13 protein-coding genes are annotated in these 18,342 nt (G+C 72.1%); 7 read left to right on the top strand and 6 right to left on the bottom strand.

Annotated elements, in window-relative coordinates; genetic code table 11:
• The first annotated feature begins 74 nt into the window (after positions 1–74).
• The 4 genes from trpB to lgt all read left to right on the top strand — a co-directional run bounded on the left by trpB (position 75) and on the right by lgt (position 4,080).
• Positions 75–1,358, top strand: a complete 1,284-nt coding sequence (gene trpB / locus RFN52_RS10165; protein WP_184845279.1) for a tryptophan synthase subunit beta — start codon at positions 75–77, stop codon at positions 1,356–1,358.
• Entirely contained in the window at positions 1,355–2,191 is an 837-nt protein-coding gene (gene trpA, locus RFN52_RS10160) for a tryptophan synthase subunit alpha (RefSeq protein ID WP_184845277.1), read from the top strand. Before trpB ends, trpA begins: the two co-directional genes overlap by 4 nt.
• A gap of 86 nt (positions 2,192–2,277) precedes the next feature.
• Positions 2,278–3,054 carry a DsbA family protein gene (locus RFN52_RS10155; protein ID WP_184845275.1) on the top strand — a complete coding sequence of 259 codons (777 nt, stop codon included), beginning with the start codon at positions 2,278–2,280 and terminating at the stop codon, positions 3,052–3,054.
• 84 nt (positions 3,055–3,138) lie between these two features.
• Entirely contained in the window at positions 3,139–4,080 is a 942-nt protein-coding gene (lgt, locus tag RFN52_RS10150) for a prolipoprotein diacylglyceryl transferase (protein WP_184845273.1), read from the top strand.
• 63 nt (positions 4,081–4,143) lie between these two features.
• On the opposite strand, the gene RFN52_RS10145 is transcribed toward lgt, so the two are convergent.
• Genes RFN52_RS10145 through RFN52_RS10120 form a run of 6 tightly spaced genes read right to left on the bottom strand, consistent with a single transcriptional unit; the run spans position 4,144 to position 10,923 of the window.
• The gene (locus RFN52_RS10145) at positions 4,144–4,959 is read right to left on the bottom strand and encodes an HpcH/HpaI aldolase/citrate lyase family protein (protein WP_184845271.1); all 816 of its coding nucleotides are present in this window, start codon (positions 4,957–4,959) and stop codon (positions 4,144–4,146) included.
• Positions 4,956–6,155, bottom strand: coding sequence for a CaiB/BaiF CoA transferase family protein (locus RFN52_RS10140; RefSeq protein ID WP_184845269.1), 1,200 nt, complete (start codon positions 6,153–6,155; stop codon positions 4,956–4,958). Before RFN52_RS10140 ends, RFN52_RS10145 begins: the two co-directional genes overlap by 4 nt.
• The gene (locus tag RFN52_RS10135) at positions 6,152–7,516 is read right to left on the bottom strand and encodes an ADP-ribosylglycohydrolase family protein (protein ID WP_184845267.1); all 1,365 of its coding nucleotides are present in this window, start codon (positions 7,514–7,516) and stop codon (positions 6,152–6,154) included. The genes RFN52_RS10140 and RFN52_RS10135 overlap by 4 nt, the downstream gene beginning before the upstream one ends.
• A complete protein-coding gene (locus RFN52_RS10130) occupies positions 7,504–8,673 on the bottom strand; it encodes an ADP-ribosylglycohydrolase family protein (protein ID WP_184845265.1) in 1,170 nt (389 codons plus the stop codon). The genes RFN52_RS10135 and RFN52_RS10130 overlap by 13 nt, the downstream gene beginning before the upstream one ends.
• Before the next feature lie 7 nt (positions 8,674–8,680).
• Positions 8,681–9,919 (bottom strand): ADP-ribosylglycohydrolase family protein, encoded by a 1,239-nt coding sequence (locus RFN52_RS10125; protein WP_311240925.1) that lies wholly within the window; start codon positions 9,917–9,919, stop codon positions 8,681–8,683.
• A complete protein-coding gene (locus RFN52_RS10120) occupies positions 9,916–10,923 on the bottom strand; it encodes an ADP-ribosylglycohydrolase family protein (RefSeq protein WP_184845263.1) in 1,008 nt (335 codons plus the stop codon). The genes RFN52_RS10125 and RFN52_RS10120 overlap by 4 nt, the downstream gene beginning before the upstream one ends.
• 215 nt (positions 10,924–11,138) lie before the next feature.
• Between RFN52_RS10120 and RFN52_RS10115 the strand changes: the two genes are divergently transcribed.
• From RFN52_RS10115 to RFN52_RS10105, 3 genes are all read left to right on the top strand, one after another.
• On the top strand, positions 11,139–11,870 hold the full coding sequence (locus RFN52_RS10115; protein ID WP_184845261.1) for a VIT1/CCC1 transporter family protein: 732 nt from the start codon (positions 11,139–11,141) through the stop codon (positions 11,868–11,870).
• Positions 11,871–12,250: 380 nt separating this feature from the next.
• Entirely contained in the window at positions 12,251–16,858 is a 4,608-nt protein-coding gene (gene gltB / locus RFN52_RS10110) for a glutamate synthase large subunit (RefSeq protein ID WP_184845260.1), read from the top strand.
• The gene (locus tag RFN52_RS10105) at positions 16,851–18,314 is read left to right on the top strand and encodes a glutamate synthase subunit beta (protein ID WP_184845258.1); all 1,464 of its coding nucleotides are present in this window, start codon (positions 16,851–16,853) and stop codon (positions 18,312–18,314) included. Before gltB ends, RFN52_RS10105 begins: the two co-directional genes overlap by 8 nt.
• Positions 18,315–18,342 lie beyond the last annotated feature (28 nt).

The following is an 18,342-nucleotide window of genomic DNA, read 5'->3' as shown; positions in this document are numbered from 1 at the left end:
CCCGCGGCCGACAACAGGTCCCCGCTCCCACGGCGATTAGTGCATTCCACACACACTCACCGTGAGGTATTCGCATGCCCAGTCAGTTCTTCATCCCCGACCCCGAGGGTCAAACGCCCAACCCCGAAGGCTACTTCGGGGCCTTCGGCGGCAAGTTCATCCCCGAGGCCCTCGTCGCCGCGGTCGACGAGGTCGCCGTCGAGTACGACAAGGCCAAGCACGACCCCGAGTTCGCCAAGGAACTCGACGACCTCCTGGTCAACTACACCGGCCGCCCCTCGGCGCTGACGGAAGTACCCCGTTTCGCCGAACACGCCGGAGGCGCCCGCGTCTTCCTCAAGCGCGAGGACCTCAACCACACCGGCTCCCACAAGATCAACAACGTCCTCGGCCAGGCCCTGCTCACCCAGCGCATGGGCAAGACCCGGGTCATCGCCGAGACGGGCGCCGGCCAGCACGGCGTGGCCACCGCCACCGCCTGTGCGCTGTTCGGCCTCGACTGCACGATCTACATGGGCGAGATCGACACGCAGCGCCAGGCCCTCAACGTGGCCCGCATGCGCATGCTCGGCGCCGAGGTCATCGCCGTGAAGTCCGGCAGCCGCACGCTGAAGGACGCCATCAACGAGGCCTTCCGCGACTGGGTCGCCAACGTCGACCACACCCACTACCTCTTCGGCACCGTCGCCGGGCCGCACCCGTTCCCGGCGATGGTCCGCGACTTCCACCGGGTCATCGGCGTCGAGGCCCGCCGCCAGCTCCTGGAGCGCGCCGGACGCCTGCCGGACGCGGCCGTCGCCTGTGTCGGCGGCGGCTCCAACGCCATCGGTCTCTTCCACGCCTTCATCCCCGACCCGGACGTCCGCCTCATCGGCTGCGAACCGGCCGGGCACGGCGTCGAGACCGGCGAGCACGCCGCGACCCTCACCGCCGGCGAGCCCGGCATCCTGCACGGCTCCCGCTCGTACGTCCTCCAGGACGAGGAGGGCCAGATCACCGAGCCGTACTCGATCTCGGCCGGTCTGGACTACCCGGGCATCGGCCCGGAGCACTCCTACCTGAAGGACTCCGGCCGCGGCGAGTACCGCGCGGTCACCGACGACGCCGCGATGCAGGCCCTTCGCCTGCTGTCGCGCACCGAGGGCATCATCCCGGCCATCGAGAGCGCCCACGCGCTGGCCGGGGCCCTGGAGGTCGGCAAGGAGCTGGGCAAGGACGGGCTGATCGTGGTCAACCTGTCCGGCCGCGGCGACAAGGACATGGACACCGCCGCGCGCTACTTCGGCCTGTACGACACCGACGCCGAGGTCGCCGAGGACGCCTCCGGCACCGCCGAGATCGAGGGGGACGCCAAGTGAGCGGCGCTGCTTTGAACAGTCAGAGGGGCCGGCTGTTGGGTGACACCCTCGCCGCGGCCAAGTCCGAAGGGCGCTCCGCCCTCATCGCCTACCTCCCGGCTGGGTTCCCGACCGTGGACGGCGGCATCGAGGCGATCAAGGCCGTCATCGACGGCGGCGCCGACGTCGTCGAGGTGGGCCTGCCGCACAGCGACCCCGTCCTCGACGGCCCGGTCATCCAGACCGCCGACGACATCGCCCTGCGCGGCGGCGTCAAGATCGCCGACGTGATGCGTACGGTCCGTGAGGCGCACGCCGCCACCGGCAAGCCCATCCTCGTCATGACGTACTGGAACCCCATCGACCGCTACGGCGTCGAGCGGTTCACCGCCGAACTCGCCGAGGCGGGCGGCGCCGGGTGCATCCTGCCCGACCTGCCCGTGCAGGAGTCGGCCCTGTGGAGGGAGCACGCGGAGAAGCACGGTCTGGCCACCGTGTTCGTCGTCGCGCCCAGCAGCAAGGACCAGCGGCTCGCGCAGATCACCGCGGCGGGCAGCGGCTTCGTCTACGCCGCCTCCCTCATGGGCGTCACCGGCACCCGCACCAGCGTCAGCAATCAGGCCCAGGACCTGGTAGAACGCACCCGGGCCACGGGGACGGACCTGCCGGTCTGCGTCGGGCTCGGCGTCTCCAACCCCGCCCAGGCCGCCGAGGTCGCGCGCTTCGCCGACGGCGTGATCGTCGGCTCGGCCTTCGTCAAGGCGATGCTGGACGCACCGGACGAAGCGGCCGGTGTGGAGGCCGTGCGGGTCCTCGCCGGCGACCTCGCCAAGGGCGTGCGCGGACAGGCGTAAGAAGCCGGGACGTCATACAGGTCCCCCGTACGGGTGGACCTGGGGCCGGGGAGGCGCGCTGCGCCTCCCCGGTTCGTTTCCGGGATGTGAGCGAGAAGAACCGTGAGGGAAAGCGCACCGCCCGGGAGAAGCTGGCGGTCGAGCGCGAGAAGCAGAGGTCCGCGGACAAGCGCCGCCGCGCGCTGATCGTGGGCGGCGCCGTCGTGGCCGTCCTGGGACTCGCGGCGGTGATCGGCGTCGTCGCGGCCAACGCCGGCAAGGACGACGACAGCGAGGCCTCGGGCCCGGTCGTGGCCCCCTCGGGAGCGCAGGGCAAGGACGGCCTCGCGATCCCGGTCGGCAAGGACAGCGCCAAGTCCACGCTCACGGTGTGGGAGGACTTCCGCTGCCCCGCGTGCAAGTCCTTCGAGACGGCGTACCGGCCGGTGATCCACGAGCTGACGAACGCCGGTCAGCTGAAGGTCGAGTACCACCTGGTCACCCTCATCGACGGCAACATGGGCGGCACCGGCTCCCGCAACGCCGCCAACGCCGCGGCCTGCGCCCAGGACGCCGGGAAGTTCCCCGCGTACCACGACGTGCTGTTCGACAACCAGCCCCCGGAGGTCGACGACGCCTACGCGGACGACGGCAAGCTGATCGAGCTGGCCGGCAAGGTCGACGGCCTGGACACCCCGGCCTTCCGCGCGTGCGTCGAGGACGGCAAGCACAACGGCTGGGTCGCCAAGTCCCACCAGGCCTTCGACAAGGCCGACTTCTCGGGCACGCCCACCGTGCTGTTCGACGGCAAGAACATCTACCAGGACCGGACGATGACCCCGGCCAAGCTGAAGCAGATGGTGCAGGAGGCCAACCAGGGGTGAGGGACCTTCTCTCGCCCCCGTTATGTACCCGTAGCCGGGCCGCCCGCCCCCGGCCCGGTGCGGCACGGTAGCGTCGACCTTGCCATGGAACTTGCCTTCATTCCCAGCCCGTCGCGCGGGGTGCTGTACCTCGGCCCCATTCCGCTGCGCGGCTACGCGTTCTGCATCATCATCGGCGTCTTCGTCGCGGTCTGGCTCGGCAACAAGCGCTGGATCGCCCGGGGCGGGCGGGCCGGCACGGTGGCCGACATCGCTGTCTGGGCCGTGCCCTTCGGCCTCGTCGGCGGCCGCCTCTACCACGTGATCACGGACTACGAGCTGTACTTCAGCGAGGGCCGCGACTGGGTGGACGCCTTCAAGATCTGGGAGGGCGGCCTCGGCATCTGGGGTGCGATCGCACTCGGCGCGGTGGGCGCGTGGATCGGCTGCCGCCGCCGTGGCATCCCGCTGCCCGCGTACGCCGACGCCATCGCCCCCGGCATCGCCTTCGCCCAGGCGATCGGCCGCTGGGGCAACTGGTTCAACCAGGAGCTGTACGGCAAGCCCACCGATCTGCCCTGGGCCCTGGAGATCACCTCCTCGGCGGACGGGCGGGTGCCGGGCACCTACCACCCGACGTTCCTGTACGAGTCGCTGTGGTGCATCGGCGTGGCGTTCCTGGTCATCTGGGCGGACCGCCGCTTCCGGCTCGGACACGGCCGGGCGTTCGCGCTGTACGTCGCCGCGTACTGCACGGGCCGGGCGTGGATCGAGTACATGCGGGTCGACGACGCCCACCACATCCTGGGCCTCCGGCTGAACGTGTGGACCGCGATCCTGGTGTTCCTGCTCGCGGTGACGTACCTGGTGCTGTCGTCGAAGAAGCGGCCCGGGCGGGAGGACGTCGTGGAGCCGGGCGCCGCGGCCTCCGGTGAGGACGCCGACAGCGATGAGAAGTCCGGGGACGCCGGCAAGGACGACGAGATCGCGGACGAGTCCGGGACGGACCCGGCGAGGAACGAGGCCGGGTCCGGGAAGAAGACCTGACGGCCCGCGCCCCCTAAGACATGCCGAGAGCGCCCGGGAGTCGTCCCGGGCGCTCTCGGCATGTCAGCGGCGGCGGGCCAGGGACAAGGTGCGCCGGGCGGCCGTCACCACCGCCGCGTCGACGAAGCGGCCGTCCGGGAGGGCCTGGGCGCCCTGCTCCGCGGCGGCCGCCTTGAGGACCGTCTCCGCCCGCTCGATGTCCGCCTCGGTGGGCAGGAAGGCGCGTTCGATCACCGGGAGCTGGCGGGGGTGGATCGCGGCGCGGCCGAGGAAGCCCAGGGCACGGCCGTGGGCACAGGAGGCGGCCAGCCCGTCCAGATCGCGGGTGTCCGGGTGGACGGACTGGGGCGGCGGGGGCAGACCGGCGGCCCGGGCCGCCACGACCACCCGGGAGCGGGGCCAGTCGAGGCCCGTGTCGTCGCGCATGCCGAGGTCGGCCCGCAGGTCGGCCTCGCCGAGGGCGACACCGCGCAGGTTCGGATGGGCGGACGCGATGGCGTACGCCCGCTCCACGGCGAGGGCCGTCTCCAGGAGGACGTACAGGTCGGCCGAGGCGGCCCGGCGTGCGACGTGGGTGACCTCGGAAGGTGCGGTGATCTTGGGGAGGCGGAGGCCGCAGAGCCCGGGAGCCGAGGCCAGGGCCGCGATGTCCTGCTCGCCCCAGGGGCCGTCCAGGGCGTTGACGCGCACGTGGACCGGAACGGCCGGCGGGCCGGCGAGCAGCTCGGCGGTGGCCGCGCGGGCGTAGGCCTTGCGGTCGGGGGCGACCGCGTCCTCCAGGTCGATCACGACGACGTCGGCGCCGGAGGTGAGGGCCTTCGCCACCACGTGGGGGCGGTCGCCCGGGGCGTAGAGCCAGGTGAGCGGGAACGCCGTCACAGGGCGCCCTCCGCGCGCAGCGCCGTGACGTCGTCCGGGGTGAGGCCCAGTTCGGTCAGGATCGCGTCGGTGTCGGCGCCGTGCGGGCGGCCGGCCCAGCGGATCGCGCCGGGCGTGGCGGAGAGCCGGAAGAGGACGTTCTGCATGCGCAGCGGGCCGAGCTCGGGGTCGTCGACGGTGGTGATGGTGTCCAGGGCCTGGTACTGCGGGTCCGCCATCACGTCCCGGACGTCCTGGACCGGGGCCACCGCCGCCTCGGCCTTCTCGAAGGCGGCCAGGACGTCGGTGCGGGTGCGCGCGGCGATCCAGCCGCCGACCGCATCGTCCAGGACGTCGGCGTGCCGGGCGCGGTCGGCGCCGGAGGCGAACCAGGGCTCGTCGATCAGTTCCGGGCGGCCGACCAGGTGCATCACGCGTTCCGCGACCGACTGGGCCGAGGTGGAGACGGCGACCCAGGTGCCGTCCGCGGTGCGGTAGACGCCGCGCGGGGCGTTGTTGGGGGAGCGGTTGCCGGTGCGGGGCTGGACGTGCCCGAGTTGGTCGAACCAGAGGGGCTGGGGGCCGAGGGCGGCCAGGATCGGCTCGATCAGGGCCATGTCGACGACCTGGCCTTCGCCGGTGTGCCCGCGGGCGGCGAGGGCCGTCATCACCGCGTACGCCGTGGTCAGGCCCGCGATGGAGTCGGCCAGGCCGAACGGCGGGAGGGTCGGGGGTGCGTCCGGTTCGCCGGTGATCGCGGCGAAGCCGCTCATCGCCTCGGCGAGGGTGCCGAAGCCGGGGCGATGAGCGTAGGGGCCGAACTGGCCGAAGCCGGTGACGCGGGCCAGGACCAGGCGCGGGTTGACGGCCGACAGCTCCGGCCAGCCCAGGTCCCACTTCTCCAGGGTGCCGGGGCGGAAGTTCTCGATGATCACGTCGGCGGTCTCGGCCAGGCGCAGGAGGGTGGCGCGGCCGCCGGGCTTCGACAGGTCGAGGGTCATGGTGCGCTTGTTGCGGCCGAGCATCTTCCACCACAGGCCCACCCCGTCCTTCGAGGGGCCGTGGCCGCGGGAGGGGTCCGGCTTCGTCGGGTGCTCGATCTTGACGACCTCGGCGCCGAAGTCGCCGAGCAGGGTGGCGGCCATCGGGCCGGCGAAGAGGGTGGCGAGGTCGAGGACGCGCAGGCCGGTGAGGGGCGCTGTCGTGGGCGCGGTCATGGGCGGAGCATCTCCCGGTGCGTGAGGTGGGCGAGGGTGTCGAAGCCGATGCCGTTGAAGTCGCCGACGGACGTCGACAGCCGGTTCTTCAGGGGTGCCGTCCAGCGGCCCGGGAGCGCCGCGGGGTGTCCGGCCAGCAGCCCGGCGACCGAGCCGGCCGTCGCACCGTTGGAGTCGGTGTCCCAGCCGCCGCTGACGGCACGGCAGACGGAGCCGGCGAAGTCGCCGTCCGCGTGGGTGAGGGCGGCGGCGATGAGGGCGGTGTTGGGGACGGCGTGGACCCAGTGGTGGGTGCCGGCGTACATGGCGTGGAGTGCGTCGACGACCGTGTCGAAGTCCCTGTGCTCGTGGGCGAGTTGAACGGCCTGGCGGACGGCGCGGGCCAGGCGGGAGCGTGGGGGGACGACGGTGAGGCCGGTGCGCAGGCAGGTGTGGACGTCGTGGTCGCCGGTCGCCGCCGTGGCGATGACGGCCGCCGTGAACATCGCCGCGTAGACGCCGTTGGCGGTGTGCGTGAGGGTCGCGTCCCGGTGGGCCTGCCCGGCTGCCGCGGCCGGCCGGCCGGGGTTGGTCCAGCCGTGGACGTCGGCGCGGATCAGGGCGCCGATCCACTCGCGGAACGGGTTGCGGTGGCGGGCTGTGTGCGGGGGTTCCAGGCCCTTGAGCAGGTTGCGGTAGGCGAGGCGTTCCGCGGTGAAGGTGCGGCCGGCGGGGAGTTCGTCGAGCCAGGTGCGGGCCACGTCCGTGGTGGTGAAGCTCCTGCCGTGGCGCCGGAGGAGGACGAGGTTGAGGAGGGGGTAGTCGAGGTCGTCGTCCTCGGGCATGCCGTCGATGTTCTCGGCGAGGGAGGTGGATGCCGAGCGGCGGTTCCAGGGGTGCTCTTCGAGGAGGTCCGCCGGGACGCCCCGGGCGGTGAAGTAGGCGGTGAGGGGCCAGTTGCCGGTGGCCCGGGCGAGTCGGCGGATGGCGTCGAGGGGGAGCTTCTCGACCGGTTTGCCCAGGAGGCAGCCGGTGGCGCGGCCGAGCCAGGCGGCTTCGAGGCGGTGCGGGGTGGTGCCGGCCGGGGTGTCCACGGGCTCCGGCCAGTCGGGGCAGGCGGCTCTGATCCGGTCCAGGTCCGTCGGTTCGTCGTCCGCCAGCGTGCTCGGCAGGTCGGCCAGTTCGTCCAGGAGGTCTTCCGCCAGCCGGCGCAGGTAGCGGGAGGCCGGGGTGGGGGACGTGCCCGCGGTGGCCGGGGCCTCGGGGCCGCCCGCCGCTCGCCAGCGGGCCGCGACGGCCTTCGGTTCGCGGCCGTCCTGGGCCGCCTGGCGGAGTTCGTGGCCGATCAGGTCCTCCGGCTGGACCCAGGTCAGTCGGAGCATTCCTGGCCTCCGAGGGACGCGAAGGCCTGCTCGTGGGTGCGCCGGCGGGCCACGTCCTGGGCGAAGATCTCGCGGGCCACGGCGGTGAGGGCGGTCGCCGGTTCCCAGAGGTCCAGGCGGCTGGCCTCCGCGACCGTCTTGGCCCAGTCCTCCGGGACCGGTGAGCCCAGGGCGCCCGCCAGGGCGCCGGCCATGGTGGCGATGGAGTCGCAGTCGCGGCCGTAGTTCACCGCGCCGAGGACCGCGTGCCGGTAGTCGCCCCGCGCCACCAGCACCATGCCCAGCGCGACCGGGAGTTCTTCGATCGCGTGCAGGCGGGAGGGGCGGCGGGCGCCGAGCGAAGGGGTGCGGTAGTCGGGACCCACCGTGTCGTAGGGGGCGACCGCCTCGCGCAACGGGCGCAGGGCCGACTCGAAGTCGGTGTGGCGGGACGCCTCCTCGCAGACCCGCTCGATCGCGGCCCGGGTGCCGTCCTTCGCGAGGGAGAGGCACGCCGAGACGACCGAGTCGGGGGTCGCGCCCGGCGTGCACGCCGCCGCCACCGCCGCCGCCAGGACGCCCGCCGCCTCACGGCCGTACGACGACTGGTGCGCGCCCGCGATGTCGAGGGCCTCGGCGTACGCCGCCCGCGGGTCCGCCGCGTTGACCAGGCCGACCGGGGCCATGTACATCGCCGCCCCGCAGTTGACGATGTTGCCGGTGCCTGCCTCGCGCGGGTCGGCATGGCCGTAGTGGATCCTCGTCACCAGCCACTTCTCCGCCAGGAAGATCCGCTGGAGGGGGAGGGCCTCACCCTCCAGGTCCGGGATCCAGCGCGGCTCGGTCATCAGGTCCGGGACCAGGTGGTCGGCGATGGCGTAGGCGTCGAGGTGGTCGCGGACCCGGGTGTAGACGCGGACCAGGGCGTGTGTCATCAACGTGTCGTCGGTGACGTGGCCGTCGCCCTTGTGGTACGGGGCGAGAGGGCGGGCCGTGCGCCAGTCGTCGCCGTGCCAGGGGCCGACGATGCCGTGGACGCGGCCGCCGTGACGTTCGAGGATCTGCTCGGGCGAGTAGCCCTCGACCGGGCCGCCGAGCGCGTCACCGACGGCGGCCCCGACCAGCGCGCCGCTGATCCGCTCGTCCAGGAGGATGTTTTGGTGTGGTTTGGGCTGCATGGCCGCATCATCCACCCGGACGGGCCGGTTGTACGGCTTCCAGGAGTCCGGCGAGTTCCACGAGGTCCGTGCCGGTGAGGCGGGGCAGGACACAGCCGGAGAGGGTGCGGCAGGTCTCCCGCCAGGCGGCGGGGATCGACGCGGCGCCGCCCAGGGCGCCGGTGAGGGCGCCCGCCAGGGCCGGGGCGGAGTCGGCGACGCGGGACAGGCAGGCCGCCGCGGGGATCGCCTCCGCGATGCGGCCGCGGGCCGCGGTGGCCAGGGCGAGGGCGACCGGGACGGTTTCGGCGGCGGCGATGCCGTAGCTGTAGACGTGGTCGACGATCTGGTGCTCCAGGGGCGGGACGAGGGCGAAGGCGCTGTCCGCGTCGGCGGCGAGCCGCAGGGCGTGCCGGGCGTTGCGGCCGATCTCCGTCTCCTGGGGGAGTTCGGCGAGCGCGGCGGTGACACAGGCGTCGATGTGCGCGCCGGCCAGGGCGAGGGCGAGGGCCGCCGCCATGGCGCGGGCGCCGTGCACGCCGTCGCCGTCCTGGGTGTAGCGGGCGTCGAACTCGGCGAGGCCGGCGGCGCTGCGGGGGTCTCCGGGGTGGGCCACGGCCAGGACGCAGGCGCGTACGCAGGCGGCGTCGTCGAAGTAGTGCGGGTTGTCGTGGCCGGTGGCGGGCGGGCGCAGGCCGGTGGCGAGGTTGCCGAGGCCGGCACGGACGGAGATGCGGGCGCGCAGGGGAAGGACGGCGGACTCGATCTCGGGGGCGCGGTCCGCCGCGGCGGCGACCTCGGCGGCCAGGGCGTTCCAGGTGAGGTCGATCGCGGCGCGGGTGCGGCGTTCGCGGCTGAGGTCGTTCAGGACGGTGTCGTCGCCCGCGCGCAGGAGGGCTTCCGCTGCGAAGGCCGCCCACTCGGCGTCGTCGGAGGGGCCGAGGCGGAGGGGCTCGGGGGGCTGGTTCAGGGCGATGGGGACGGGGAGCGTGGTCGTGGCGTTGTGCTCGGCGAAGGTGTCGAGTTCGCGGGTGAGGCGGCGGGTCCAGTCGGGCATGCGGGCGGCTCTGTGGCGGGCGGCGGGCCAGCCGGCGGCGTCGCCGGCGGCGAGTCCCAGCAGGAGTCCTTCGGGCCGTCTCGGGGCCTCGGCTTCGCCTTCGGCCCGTTTGTCTCCCGCCCGCGCACCGCCCGTGACCGTCACCCGTAGGGCCCTGGTCTCCCGTGGGGCGGCTTCGCCGTCGGCGGCTTCCGCTTCGTACGTCGTCATGAGGGAACCTCCGCCGATGTCAGCAGGTCCGCCACGTCCAGGACGTGGTAGCCCGCCATCGCCGGGAGGCATCTGCCGTGGACCGGGCCGATGGGGGTCGTCCAGGCCTGCGGGATCGCCGACACTCCCCGGGTCGCGCCCGCGAGCGCCCCCGCCACCGCCGCCGTCGTGTCCGCGTCGCGGCCCATGTTCACCGCCGTCAGCACGGACTGCTCGAAGTCGCCGTCGGCCGCCGCGTACGCGCCGAAGGCGAGGGCGACCGCCTCGGGGGCCAGGTCGGTCCAGGGGTAGCCGCCGATGACGACCGCGGAGCGCACCGCGCGTTCCCCGTGGTGCGCCACGACCACCGCGCGGCGCAGGCTGCGGGCCGTCCAGGAGTCGTCGGGTACGACCGCGAGGGCCGCGGCGACGACGGCGGTCGGCGGGGCTCCCGCCATCGCCGCCGCGACACCCGCCGCCACCGCCTGGCCGCCGTAGATGCCCTCGCCGTCGTGGCTCACCGAGCCGTCGATCGCGACCAGCCGGGCCGCCTCCGCCGGGCGGCCCGCCGCGAACACCCCGAAGGGGGCCGCGCGCATGGCCAGACCGTCGCTCCAGGCGTGCCGGTGCTGGGCGGAGATCGGGGCGGCCAGGCCGCGGCGCAGGTTCTCCAGGGTGCCGCGTTCGCTGAAACCGGCACCCCGGAAGGGCCCCTCGTCGCGGTCGGCGATCCACTCGTGCCAGGCCGCTTCCACATGGGCCGGGGTCAGCGCGGAGCCGTGCCGGGCCAGCAGGAGGCCGGAGAAGATCGCGTACTCGGTGTCGTCCGTGCCGGCCGGCTTCTCGGCGACGTAACCGGTGATCCGGCCCCACCGCGCGCGGATCTCGGAGGGCTTCATGTTCTCGGCCGGCGCGCCGAGGGCGTCACCGACGGCCAGGCCCAGCAGTGCGCCGCGGGCCCGTTCGCGAAGTGCGGCGGCGTCACCGGGCGCCGGCACGGAGGGGATGCAGGCGATCGATGCCATACGGCATGTGTCCCACTCCGGTGACTCCGCCGAGCCTCAGGAGCCCCAGCATCACCCGGTCGACATCTGCGCACGGTAATGATCAAGTGAGCGCGAAACGGCAAAACCGCAGGTTAGCGCAGCCTTTCCTTGCTGGCGACGATGGAATTCGAGGCGTAGTTTTGGCGCTGTAAAACTCTGGAACGTGTCCAAAGAACGGGGAGTGGGGATCTTCCATGGCCATCATCGAGACCGAGGCGACGCTGCACGAGGCGCACCGGGACAATCACACGCACCGGGACGTGAACGGCGGCTGGCTGCGTCCCGCGGTGTTCGGTGCGATGGACGGCCTCGTCTCCAACCTCGCCCTGATGACCGGTGTGGCCGGCGGGGCGGCCGGACAGCACACCGTCGTCCTCAGCGGACTCGCGGGTCTGGCCGCCGGCGCCTTCTCCATGGCCGCCGGCGAGTACACCTCCGTCGCCTCGCAGCGCGAGCTCGTCCAGGCGGAGCTGGACGTGGAGCGGCGCCAGCTGCGCAAGCACCCCAAGGACGAGGAGGCCGAACTCGCCGCCCTCTACGAATCGCGGGGCGTCGAGCCGCGACTGGCCCGCGAGGTTGCCCGGCAGCTGTCGAAGGACCCCGAGCAGGCGCTGGAGATCCATGCCCGCGAGGAGCTGGGCATCGACCCCGGCGATCTGCCCTCGCCGACCGTGGCCGCGGTGTCGAGTTTCGGGTCCTTCGCGCTGGGCGCGCTGATCCCCGTCCTGCCCTATCTGCTGGGAGCGAGCAGCATGTGGCCCGCGGTGATGCTGGCGCTGCTGGGGCTCTTCCTGTGCGGTGCGGTGGTGGCCAGGGTGACGGCACGCACCTGGTGGTACAGCGGGCTGCGGCAGCTGTTCCTGGGAGGCGCGGCGGCCGGTGTGACGTACGCCCTGGGCACCTTGTTCGGAACGGCCGTAGGATAGCGCGGCTCGGACTTATGCATGGGACCGCATAGGTAGCCGTTACTCACTGGTTTCGAGTGTGCAATCACCGGGCATGAGCCGTAAGCGCTGCGGGCAATGACGCTCGCCGCGCACCTCAGCGGGTCGGGCGAAGACGCCTGTCCCGCTCCCCGGGCCGATGGAAACCGATCTGACCGATCGCTTCGTGCGGCCCCTCCATAGCTTCCACCGCTGGCGCGGTACCCCCGCCGCGCACCCGCGGTGTCCGCATGCTGGAACGGATTATCCCGGTTCCCGAGAACCGCTCCATCATGTAACCTGCACGAAATTTTGCGATCACGCGAGGGCCAACGTCGTCCCTCGGCACTTGCACATGCCACATGACGACGACGGGAGAGCCGATGCGTACGCCGCGCCAGCCGTCCCAGCATTCCGCGAATGGCCAGAACTGGTCGTTCATGGATGCTCGCCCTGCTGCGCAGGGTATGTACGACCCCCGCAACGAGCACGACGCCTGTGGCGTCGGCTTCGTCGCCACCCTCACCGGCGAGGCGTCCCACACCCTGGTGGAACAGGCTCTGACCGTCCTGCGCAACCTCGAACACCGCGGCGCCACCGGTTCCGAGCCCGACTCCGGTGACGGCGCCGGCATCCTGTCGCAGGTCCCGGACGCCTTCTTCCGCGACGTGGCCGGATTCGAACTGCCCGCCGCCGGTTCCTACGCCGTCGGCATCGCCTTCCTGCCGGAGGACGCCACCGCCGACGCCGTCTCGCAGATCGAGACGATCGCCGCCGACGAGGGCCTCACCGTCCTCGGCTGGCGCGAGGTGCCGGTCGCCCCCCAGCTGCTGGGTGCCACCGCCCGGTCGACCATGCCGGTCTTCCGCCAGATCTTCGTCAGCGACGGCGCCGCGGTGCCCGTCACGGGTATCGCCCTCGACCGCAAGGCCTTCGTGCTGCGCAAGCGCGCCGAGCGCGAGGCCGGCGTCTACTTCCCGTCGCTGTCCGCGCGGACGATCGTCTACAAGGGCATGCTGACCACCGGCCAGCTGGAGCCCTTCTTCCCGGACCTGTCCGACCGCCGCTTCGCCTCCGCGATCGCGCTCGTGCACTCCCGGTTCTCGACGAACACGTTCCCGTCGTGGCCGCTGGCCCACCCCTACCGCTTCGTCGCGCACAACGGTGAGATCAACACCGTCAAGGGCAACCGCAACTGGATGGTCGCCCGCGAGTCGCAGCTCGTCTCGGACCTCTTCGGATCCGACGACAAGGCCATCGACCGGATCTTCCCGGTCTGCACGCCGGACGCCTCCGACTCCGCCTCCTTCGACGAGGTCCTCGAACTCCTGCACCTGGGCGGCCGTTCCCTGCCGCACTCCGTGCTGATGATGATCCCGGAGGCGTGGGAGAACCACGACTCCATGGACCCGGCCCGGCGCGCCTTCTACCAGTTCCACTCCACGATGATGGAGCCCTGGGACGGCCCGGCCTGTGTCACCTTCACCGACGGCACCCAGGTCGGCGCGGTCCTCGACCGCAACGGCCTGCGCCCCGGCCGCTACTGGGTCACCGACGACGGCCTCGTCGTCCTCGGCTCCGAGGTCGGCGTCCTGGACATCGACCCGGCCAAGGTCGTCCGCAAGGGCCGCCTCCAGCCCGGCCGCATGTTCCTCGTCGACACCGCCGAGCACCGCATCATCGAGGACGACGAGATCAAGGCCGAGCTCGCCGCCGAGAACCCCTACGCGGAGTGGCTGGAGGCCGGCGAGATCGAGCTGGAGGACCTGCCCGAGCGTGAGCACATCGTGCACACGCACGCCTCGGTCACCCGCCGCCAGCAGACCTTCGGCTACACCGAGGAGGAGCTGCGCGTCCTGCTCGCGCCGATGGCCAAGGCCGGCGCCGAGCCGATCGGCTCGATGGGCACCGACTCGCCGATCGCCGCGCTGTCGGACCGCCCGCGCCTGCTCTTCGACTACTTCACCCAGCTGTTCGCGCAGGTCACCAACCCGCCGCTGGACGCCATCCGTGAGGAACTGGTCACCTCCCTGCGCTCCTCGCTGGGCCCGCAGGGCAACCTGCTCGACCCGAGCGCGGCCTCCTGCCGCAGCGTCCTGCTGCCCTTCCCGGTGATCGACAACGACGAGCTGGCCAAGCTCATCCACATCAACGCCGACGGCGACATGCCCGGCTTCAAGGCCGCGACGCTGTCCGGCCTGTACCGGGTGCACGGCGGCGGTGACGCGCTGGCCGCACGGATCGACGAGATCTGCACCGAGGCCGACGCCGCCATCGAGAACGGCGCCCGCCTGATCGTCCTGTCGGACCGGCACTCGGACGCCGAGCACGCGCCGATCCCGTCGCTGCTGCTCACCGCGGCCGTCCACCACCACCTCATCCGCACCAAGCAGCGCACCCAGGTGGGCCTGCTGGTCGAGGCCGGTGACGTCCGCGAGGTCCACCACGTCGCCCTGCTCATCGGCTACGGCGCCGCCGCGGTCAACCCGTACCTGGCGATGGAGTCCGTCGAGGACCTGGTCCGCGCAGGGACGTTCCTGCCCGGCATCGAGCCCGAGAAGGCCATCCGTAACCTGATCTACGCCCTCGGCAAGGGCGTGCTGAAGGTCATGTCGAAGATGGGCATCTCGACCGTCGCCTCCTACCGCGGCGCCCAGGTCTTCGAGGCCGTCGGTCTCGACGAGACCTTCGTCGAGAAGTACTTCAACGGCACGGCCACCAAGATCGGCGGTGTCGGCATCGACGTCGTCGCCAAGGAGGTCGCCGCCCGGCACGCCAAGGCCTACCCGGCCTCCGGCATCGCCCCGGCGCACCGCGCCCTGGAGATAGGCGGCGAGTACCAGTGGCGCCGCGAGGGCGAGCCGCACCTGTTCGACCCGGAGACGGTCTTCCGCCTCCAGCACTCCACGCGCTCCGGCAAGTACGACATCTTCAAGAAGTACACCGAGCGCGTGAACGAGCAGTCCGAGCGGCTCATGACCCTGCGGGGCCTGTTCGGCTTCAAGTCGGACCGGCAGCCGATCTCCATCGACGAGGTCGAGCCGGTCTCCGAGATCGTCAAGCGCTTCTCCACGGGCGCCATGTCGTACGGCTCCATCTCCCAGGAGGCGCACGAGACCCTCGCCATCGCCATGAACCAGCTGGGCGGCAAGTCCAACACCGGTGAGGGCGGCGAGGACCCGGAGCGCCTGTACGACCCGGCCCGTCGGTCGTCCATCAAGCAGGTCGCCTCCGGCCGCTTCGGTGTGACCTCCGAGTACCTGGTCAACTCCGACGACATCCAGATCAAGATGGCCCAGGGCGCCAAGCCCGGCGAGGGCGGCCAGCTGCCCGGCCACAAGGTCTACCCGTGGGTCGCCAAGACCCGGCACTCGACGCCGGGCGTGGGGCTCATCTCCCCGCCGCCGCACCACGACATCTACTCCATCGAGGACCTGGCCCAGCTGATCCACGACCTGAAGAACGCGAACCCGCAGGCGCGGATTCACGTGAAGCTGGTCTCCGAGGTCGGCGTCGGCACGGTCGCCGCGGGTGTCTCCAAGGCACACGCGGACGTCGTCCTGATCTCCGGCCACGACGGCGGCACGGGCGCCTCGCCGCTCACCTCGCTGAAGCACGCCGGCGGCCCCTGGGAGCTCGGCCTGGCCGAGACCCAGCAGACGCTGCTGCTCAACGGCCTGCGTGACCGCATCGTCGTGCAGACCGACGGCCAGCTGAAGACCGGCCGTGACGTCGTCATCGCCGCGCTGCTCGGCGCCGAGGAGTTCGGTTTCGCGACCGCGCCGCTCGTCGTCTCCGGCTGCGTCATGATGCGCGTCTGCCACCTCGACACCTGCCCGGTCGGTATCGCCACGCAGAACCCGGTCCTGCGCGAGCGCTACTCCGGCAAGGCCGAGTACGTCGTGAACTTCTTCCAGTTCATCGCCGAAGAGGTCCGCGAGATCCTCGCCGAGCTCGGCTTCCGCTCCATCGAGGAGGCCGTCGGCCACGCCGAGACCCTCGACGTCACGCGGGCCGTCGACCACTGGAAGGCACAGGGCCTGAACCTGGAGCCGCTGTTCCACGTGCCCGAGCTGCCCGAGGGCTCGGTGCGCCACCAGGTCATCGCGCAGGACCACGGCCTGGAGAAGGCGCTCGACAACGAGCTGATCAAGCTGGCCGCCGACGCGCTCGCCGCGTCCGGAGCCACCGATGCCCAGCCGGTGCGCGCCCAGGTGCAGATCCGCAACATCAACCGCACGGTCGGCACCATGCTCGGCCACGAGGTGACGAAGAAGTTCGGTGGCGCGGGACTGCCCGACGACACCATCGACATCACCTTCACCGGCTCCGCCGGCCAGTCCTTCGGCGCCTTCGTCCCGCGCGGTGTCACGCTGCGCCTGGAGGGCGACGCCAACGACTACGTCGGCAAGGGCCTCTCGGGCGGCCGGATCGTCGTCCGCCCGGACCGCGCGGCCGACCACCTCGCCGAGTACAGCGTCATCGCCGGCAACACCATCGGCTACGGCGCCACCGGCGGCGAGATGTTCCTGCGCGGCAAGACCGGTGAGCGGTTCTGCGTCCGCAACTCCGGCGCGACGGTCGTCTCCGAGGGCGTGGGCGACCACGGCTGCGAGTACATGACCGGCGGTCACGCGGTGGTGCTCGGCGAGACGGGCCGCAACTTCGCGGCCGGCATGTCCGGCGGTATCGCGTACGTGATCGACCTGGACCGCGACAACGTCAACGTCGGCAACCTGGACGCCGTCGAGCCGCTCGACGACACCGACAAGCAGTGGCTGCACGACGTGGTCCGCCGCCACCAGGAGGAGACGGGCTCGACCGTCGCCGAGAAGCTCCTGGCCGAGTGGGACACCGCCGTCGAGCGCTTCAGCAGGATCATCCCCAGCACCTACAAGGCAGTGCTCGCCGCCAAGGACGCCGCCGAGCGAGCCGGTCTCTCCGAGACCGAGACCCACGAGAAGATGATGGAGGCGGCGATCAATGGCTGACCCGAAGGGCTTCCTGAACCACGGGCGCGAACTCGCCAGGTCCCGCCCCGTCGAGGAGCGCGTCCGGGACTGGAACGAGGTCTACGTCCCCGGCTCCCTGCTGCCGATCATCAGCAAGCAGGCCAGCCGCTGCATGGACTGCGGCATCCCGTTCTGCCACAACGGCTGCCCGCTCGGGAACCTGATCCCCGAGTGGAACGACTACGCCTACCGCGAGGACTGGGCGGCGGCTTCCGAGCGTCTGCACGCGACGAACAACTTCCCGGAGTTCACGGGCCGCCTGTGCCCCGCCCCCTGCGAGTCGGCGTGTGTGCTCGGCATCAACCAGCCGCCGGTCACCATCAAGAACGTCGAGGTCTCGATCATCGACAAGGCGTGGGAGACCGGGGACGTCGCCCCGCAGATCCCCGAGCGCCTGTCTGGCAAGACCGTCGCCGTCATCGGCTCCGGCCCGGCGGGTCTCGCCGCCGCCCAGCAGCTGACCCGCGCCGGCCACACCGTCGCCGTCTACGAGCGCGCGGACCGCATCGGAGGCCTCCTCCGCTACGGCATCCCCGAGTTCAAGATGGAGAAGCGGCACATCAACCGCCGCATCGAGCAGATGCGCGCGGAGGGCACCCGCTTCCGCACCGGCATCGAGATCGGCCGCGACCTCAAGGCCACGGACCTGAAGAAGCGCTACGACGCGGTCGTCCTGGCCGTCGGCGCCACCACGGCCCGCGACCTGCCGGTGCCCGGCCGCGAGCTCAAGGGCATCTACCAGGCCATGGAGTACCTGCCGCTGGCCAACAAGGTCCAGGAGGGCGACTACGTCACCACTCCGATCTCGGCCGAGGGCAAGCACGTCGTGGTCATCGGCGGCGGCGACACCGGCGCGGACTGCGTCGGCACCGCCCACCGCCAGGGCGCGGCCTCCGTCACGCAGCTGGAGATCATGCCCCGCCCGGGCGAGGAGCGGAACGAGGCTTCCCAGCCGTGGCCGACCTTCCCCATGCTGTACAAGGTCACCTCCGCGCACGAGGAGGGCGGCGAGCGGGTCTACTCGGTCTCGACGACCCACTTCGAGGGCGACGAGGACGGCAACGTCCAGTGGCTGCACCTCACCGAGGTGGAGTTCATCGACGGCAAGCTGACCCCGAAGCCCGGCTCCGAGCGCAAGATCCCCGCGCAGCTGGTCACCCTCGCCATGGGCTTCACCGGCACCGACCGGGAGAACGGCCTGGTCGAGCAGTTCGGCCTGGAGCTCGACGAGCGCGGCAACATCGCCCGCGACGCCGACTTCCGGACCAACGTGCCGGGTGTGTTCGTCGCCGGTGACGCCGGCCGCGGCCAGTCGCTCATCGTCTGGGCCATCGCGGAGGGCCGCTCGGCGGCGCGCGGGGTGGACCGTGCCCTCACGGGTGCGAGCGAGCTGCCGGCGCCGATCCGTCCGACGGACCGCGCGCTGATGGTCTGACAGCACCTCACCAGACGTCCCGTACAAC

Origin of the sequence: Streptomyces collinus (assembly GCF_031348265.1) — a bacterium.
In the GTDB taxonomy this organism is placed as follows: Bacteria; Actinomycetota; Actinomycetes; order Streptomycetales; family Streptomycetaceae; genus Streptomyces; species Streptomyces collinus.
This window is presented reverse-complemented; position numbering and strand designations above follow the sequence as displayed.

Coding starts and splice junctions, on each gene's coding strand:
- trpB (WP_184845279.1), top strand. CDS start 75: ATGCCCAGTCAGTTCTTCATCCCCGACCCCGAGGGTCAAACGCCCAAC.
- lgt (WP_184845273.1), top strand. CDS start 3,139: ATGGAACTTGCCTTCATTCCCAGCCCGTCGCGCGGGGTGCTGTACCTC.
- RFN52_RS10140 (WP_184845269.1), bottom strand. CDS start 6,155: ATGACCGCGCCCACGACAGCGCCCCTCACCGGCCTGCGCGTCCTCGAC.
- RFN52_RS10135 (WP_184845267.1), bottom strand. CDS start 7,516: ATGCTCCGACTGACCTGGGTCCAGCCGGAGGACCTGATCGGCCACGAA.
- RFN52_RS10130 (WP_184845265.1), bottom strand. CDS start 8,673: ATGCAGCCCAAACCACACCAAAACATCCTCCTGGACGAGCGGATCAGC.
- RFN52_RS10125 (WP_311240925.1), bottom strand. CDS start 9,919: ATGACGACGTACGAAGCGGAAGCCGCCGACGGCGAAGCCGCCCCACGG.
- RFN52_RS10120 (WP_184845263.1), bottom strand. CDS start 10,923: ATGGCATCGATCGCCTGCATCCCCTCCGTGCCGGCGCCCGGTGACGCC.
- RFN52_RS10115 (WP_184845261.1), top strand. CDS start 11,139: ATGGCCATCATCGAGACCGAGGCGACGCTGCACGAGGCGCACCGGGAC.
- gltB (WP_184845260.1), top strand. CDS start 12,251: ATGCGTACGCCGCGCCAGCCGTCCCAGCATTCCGCGAATGGCCAGAAC.
- RFN52_RS10105 (WP_184845258.1), top strand. CDS start 16,851: ATGGCTGACCCGAAGGGCTTCCTGAACCACGGGCGCGAACTCGCCAGG.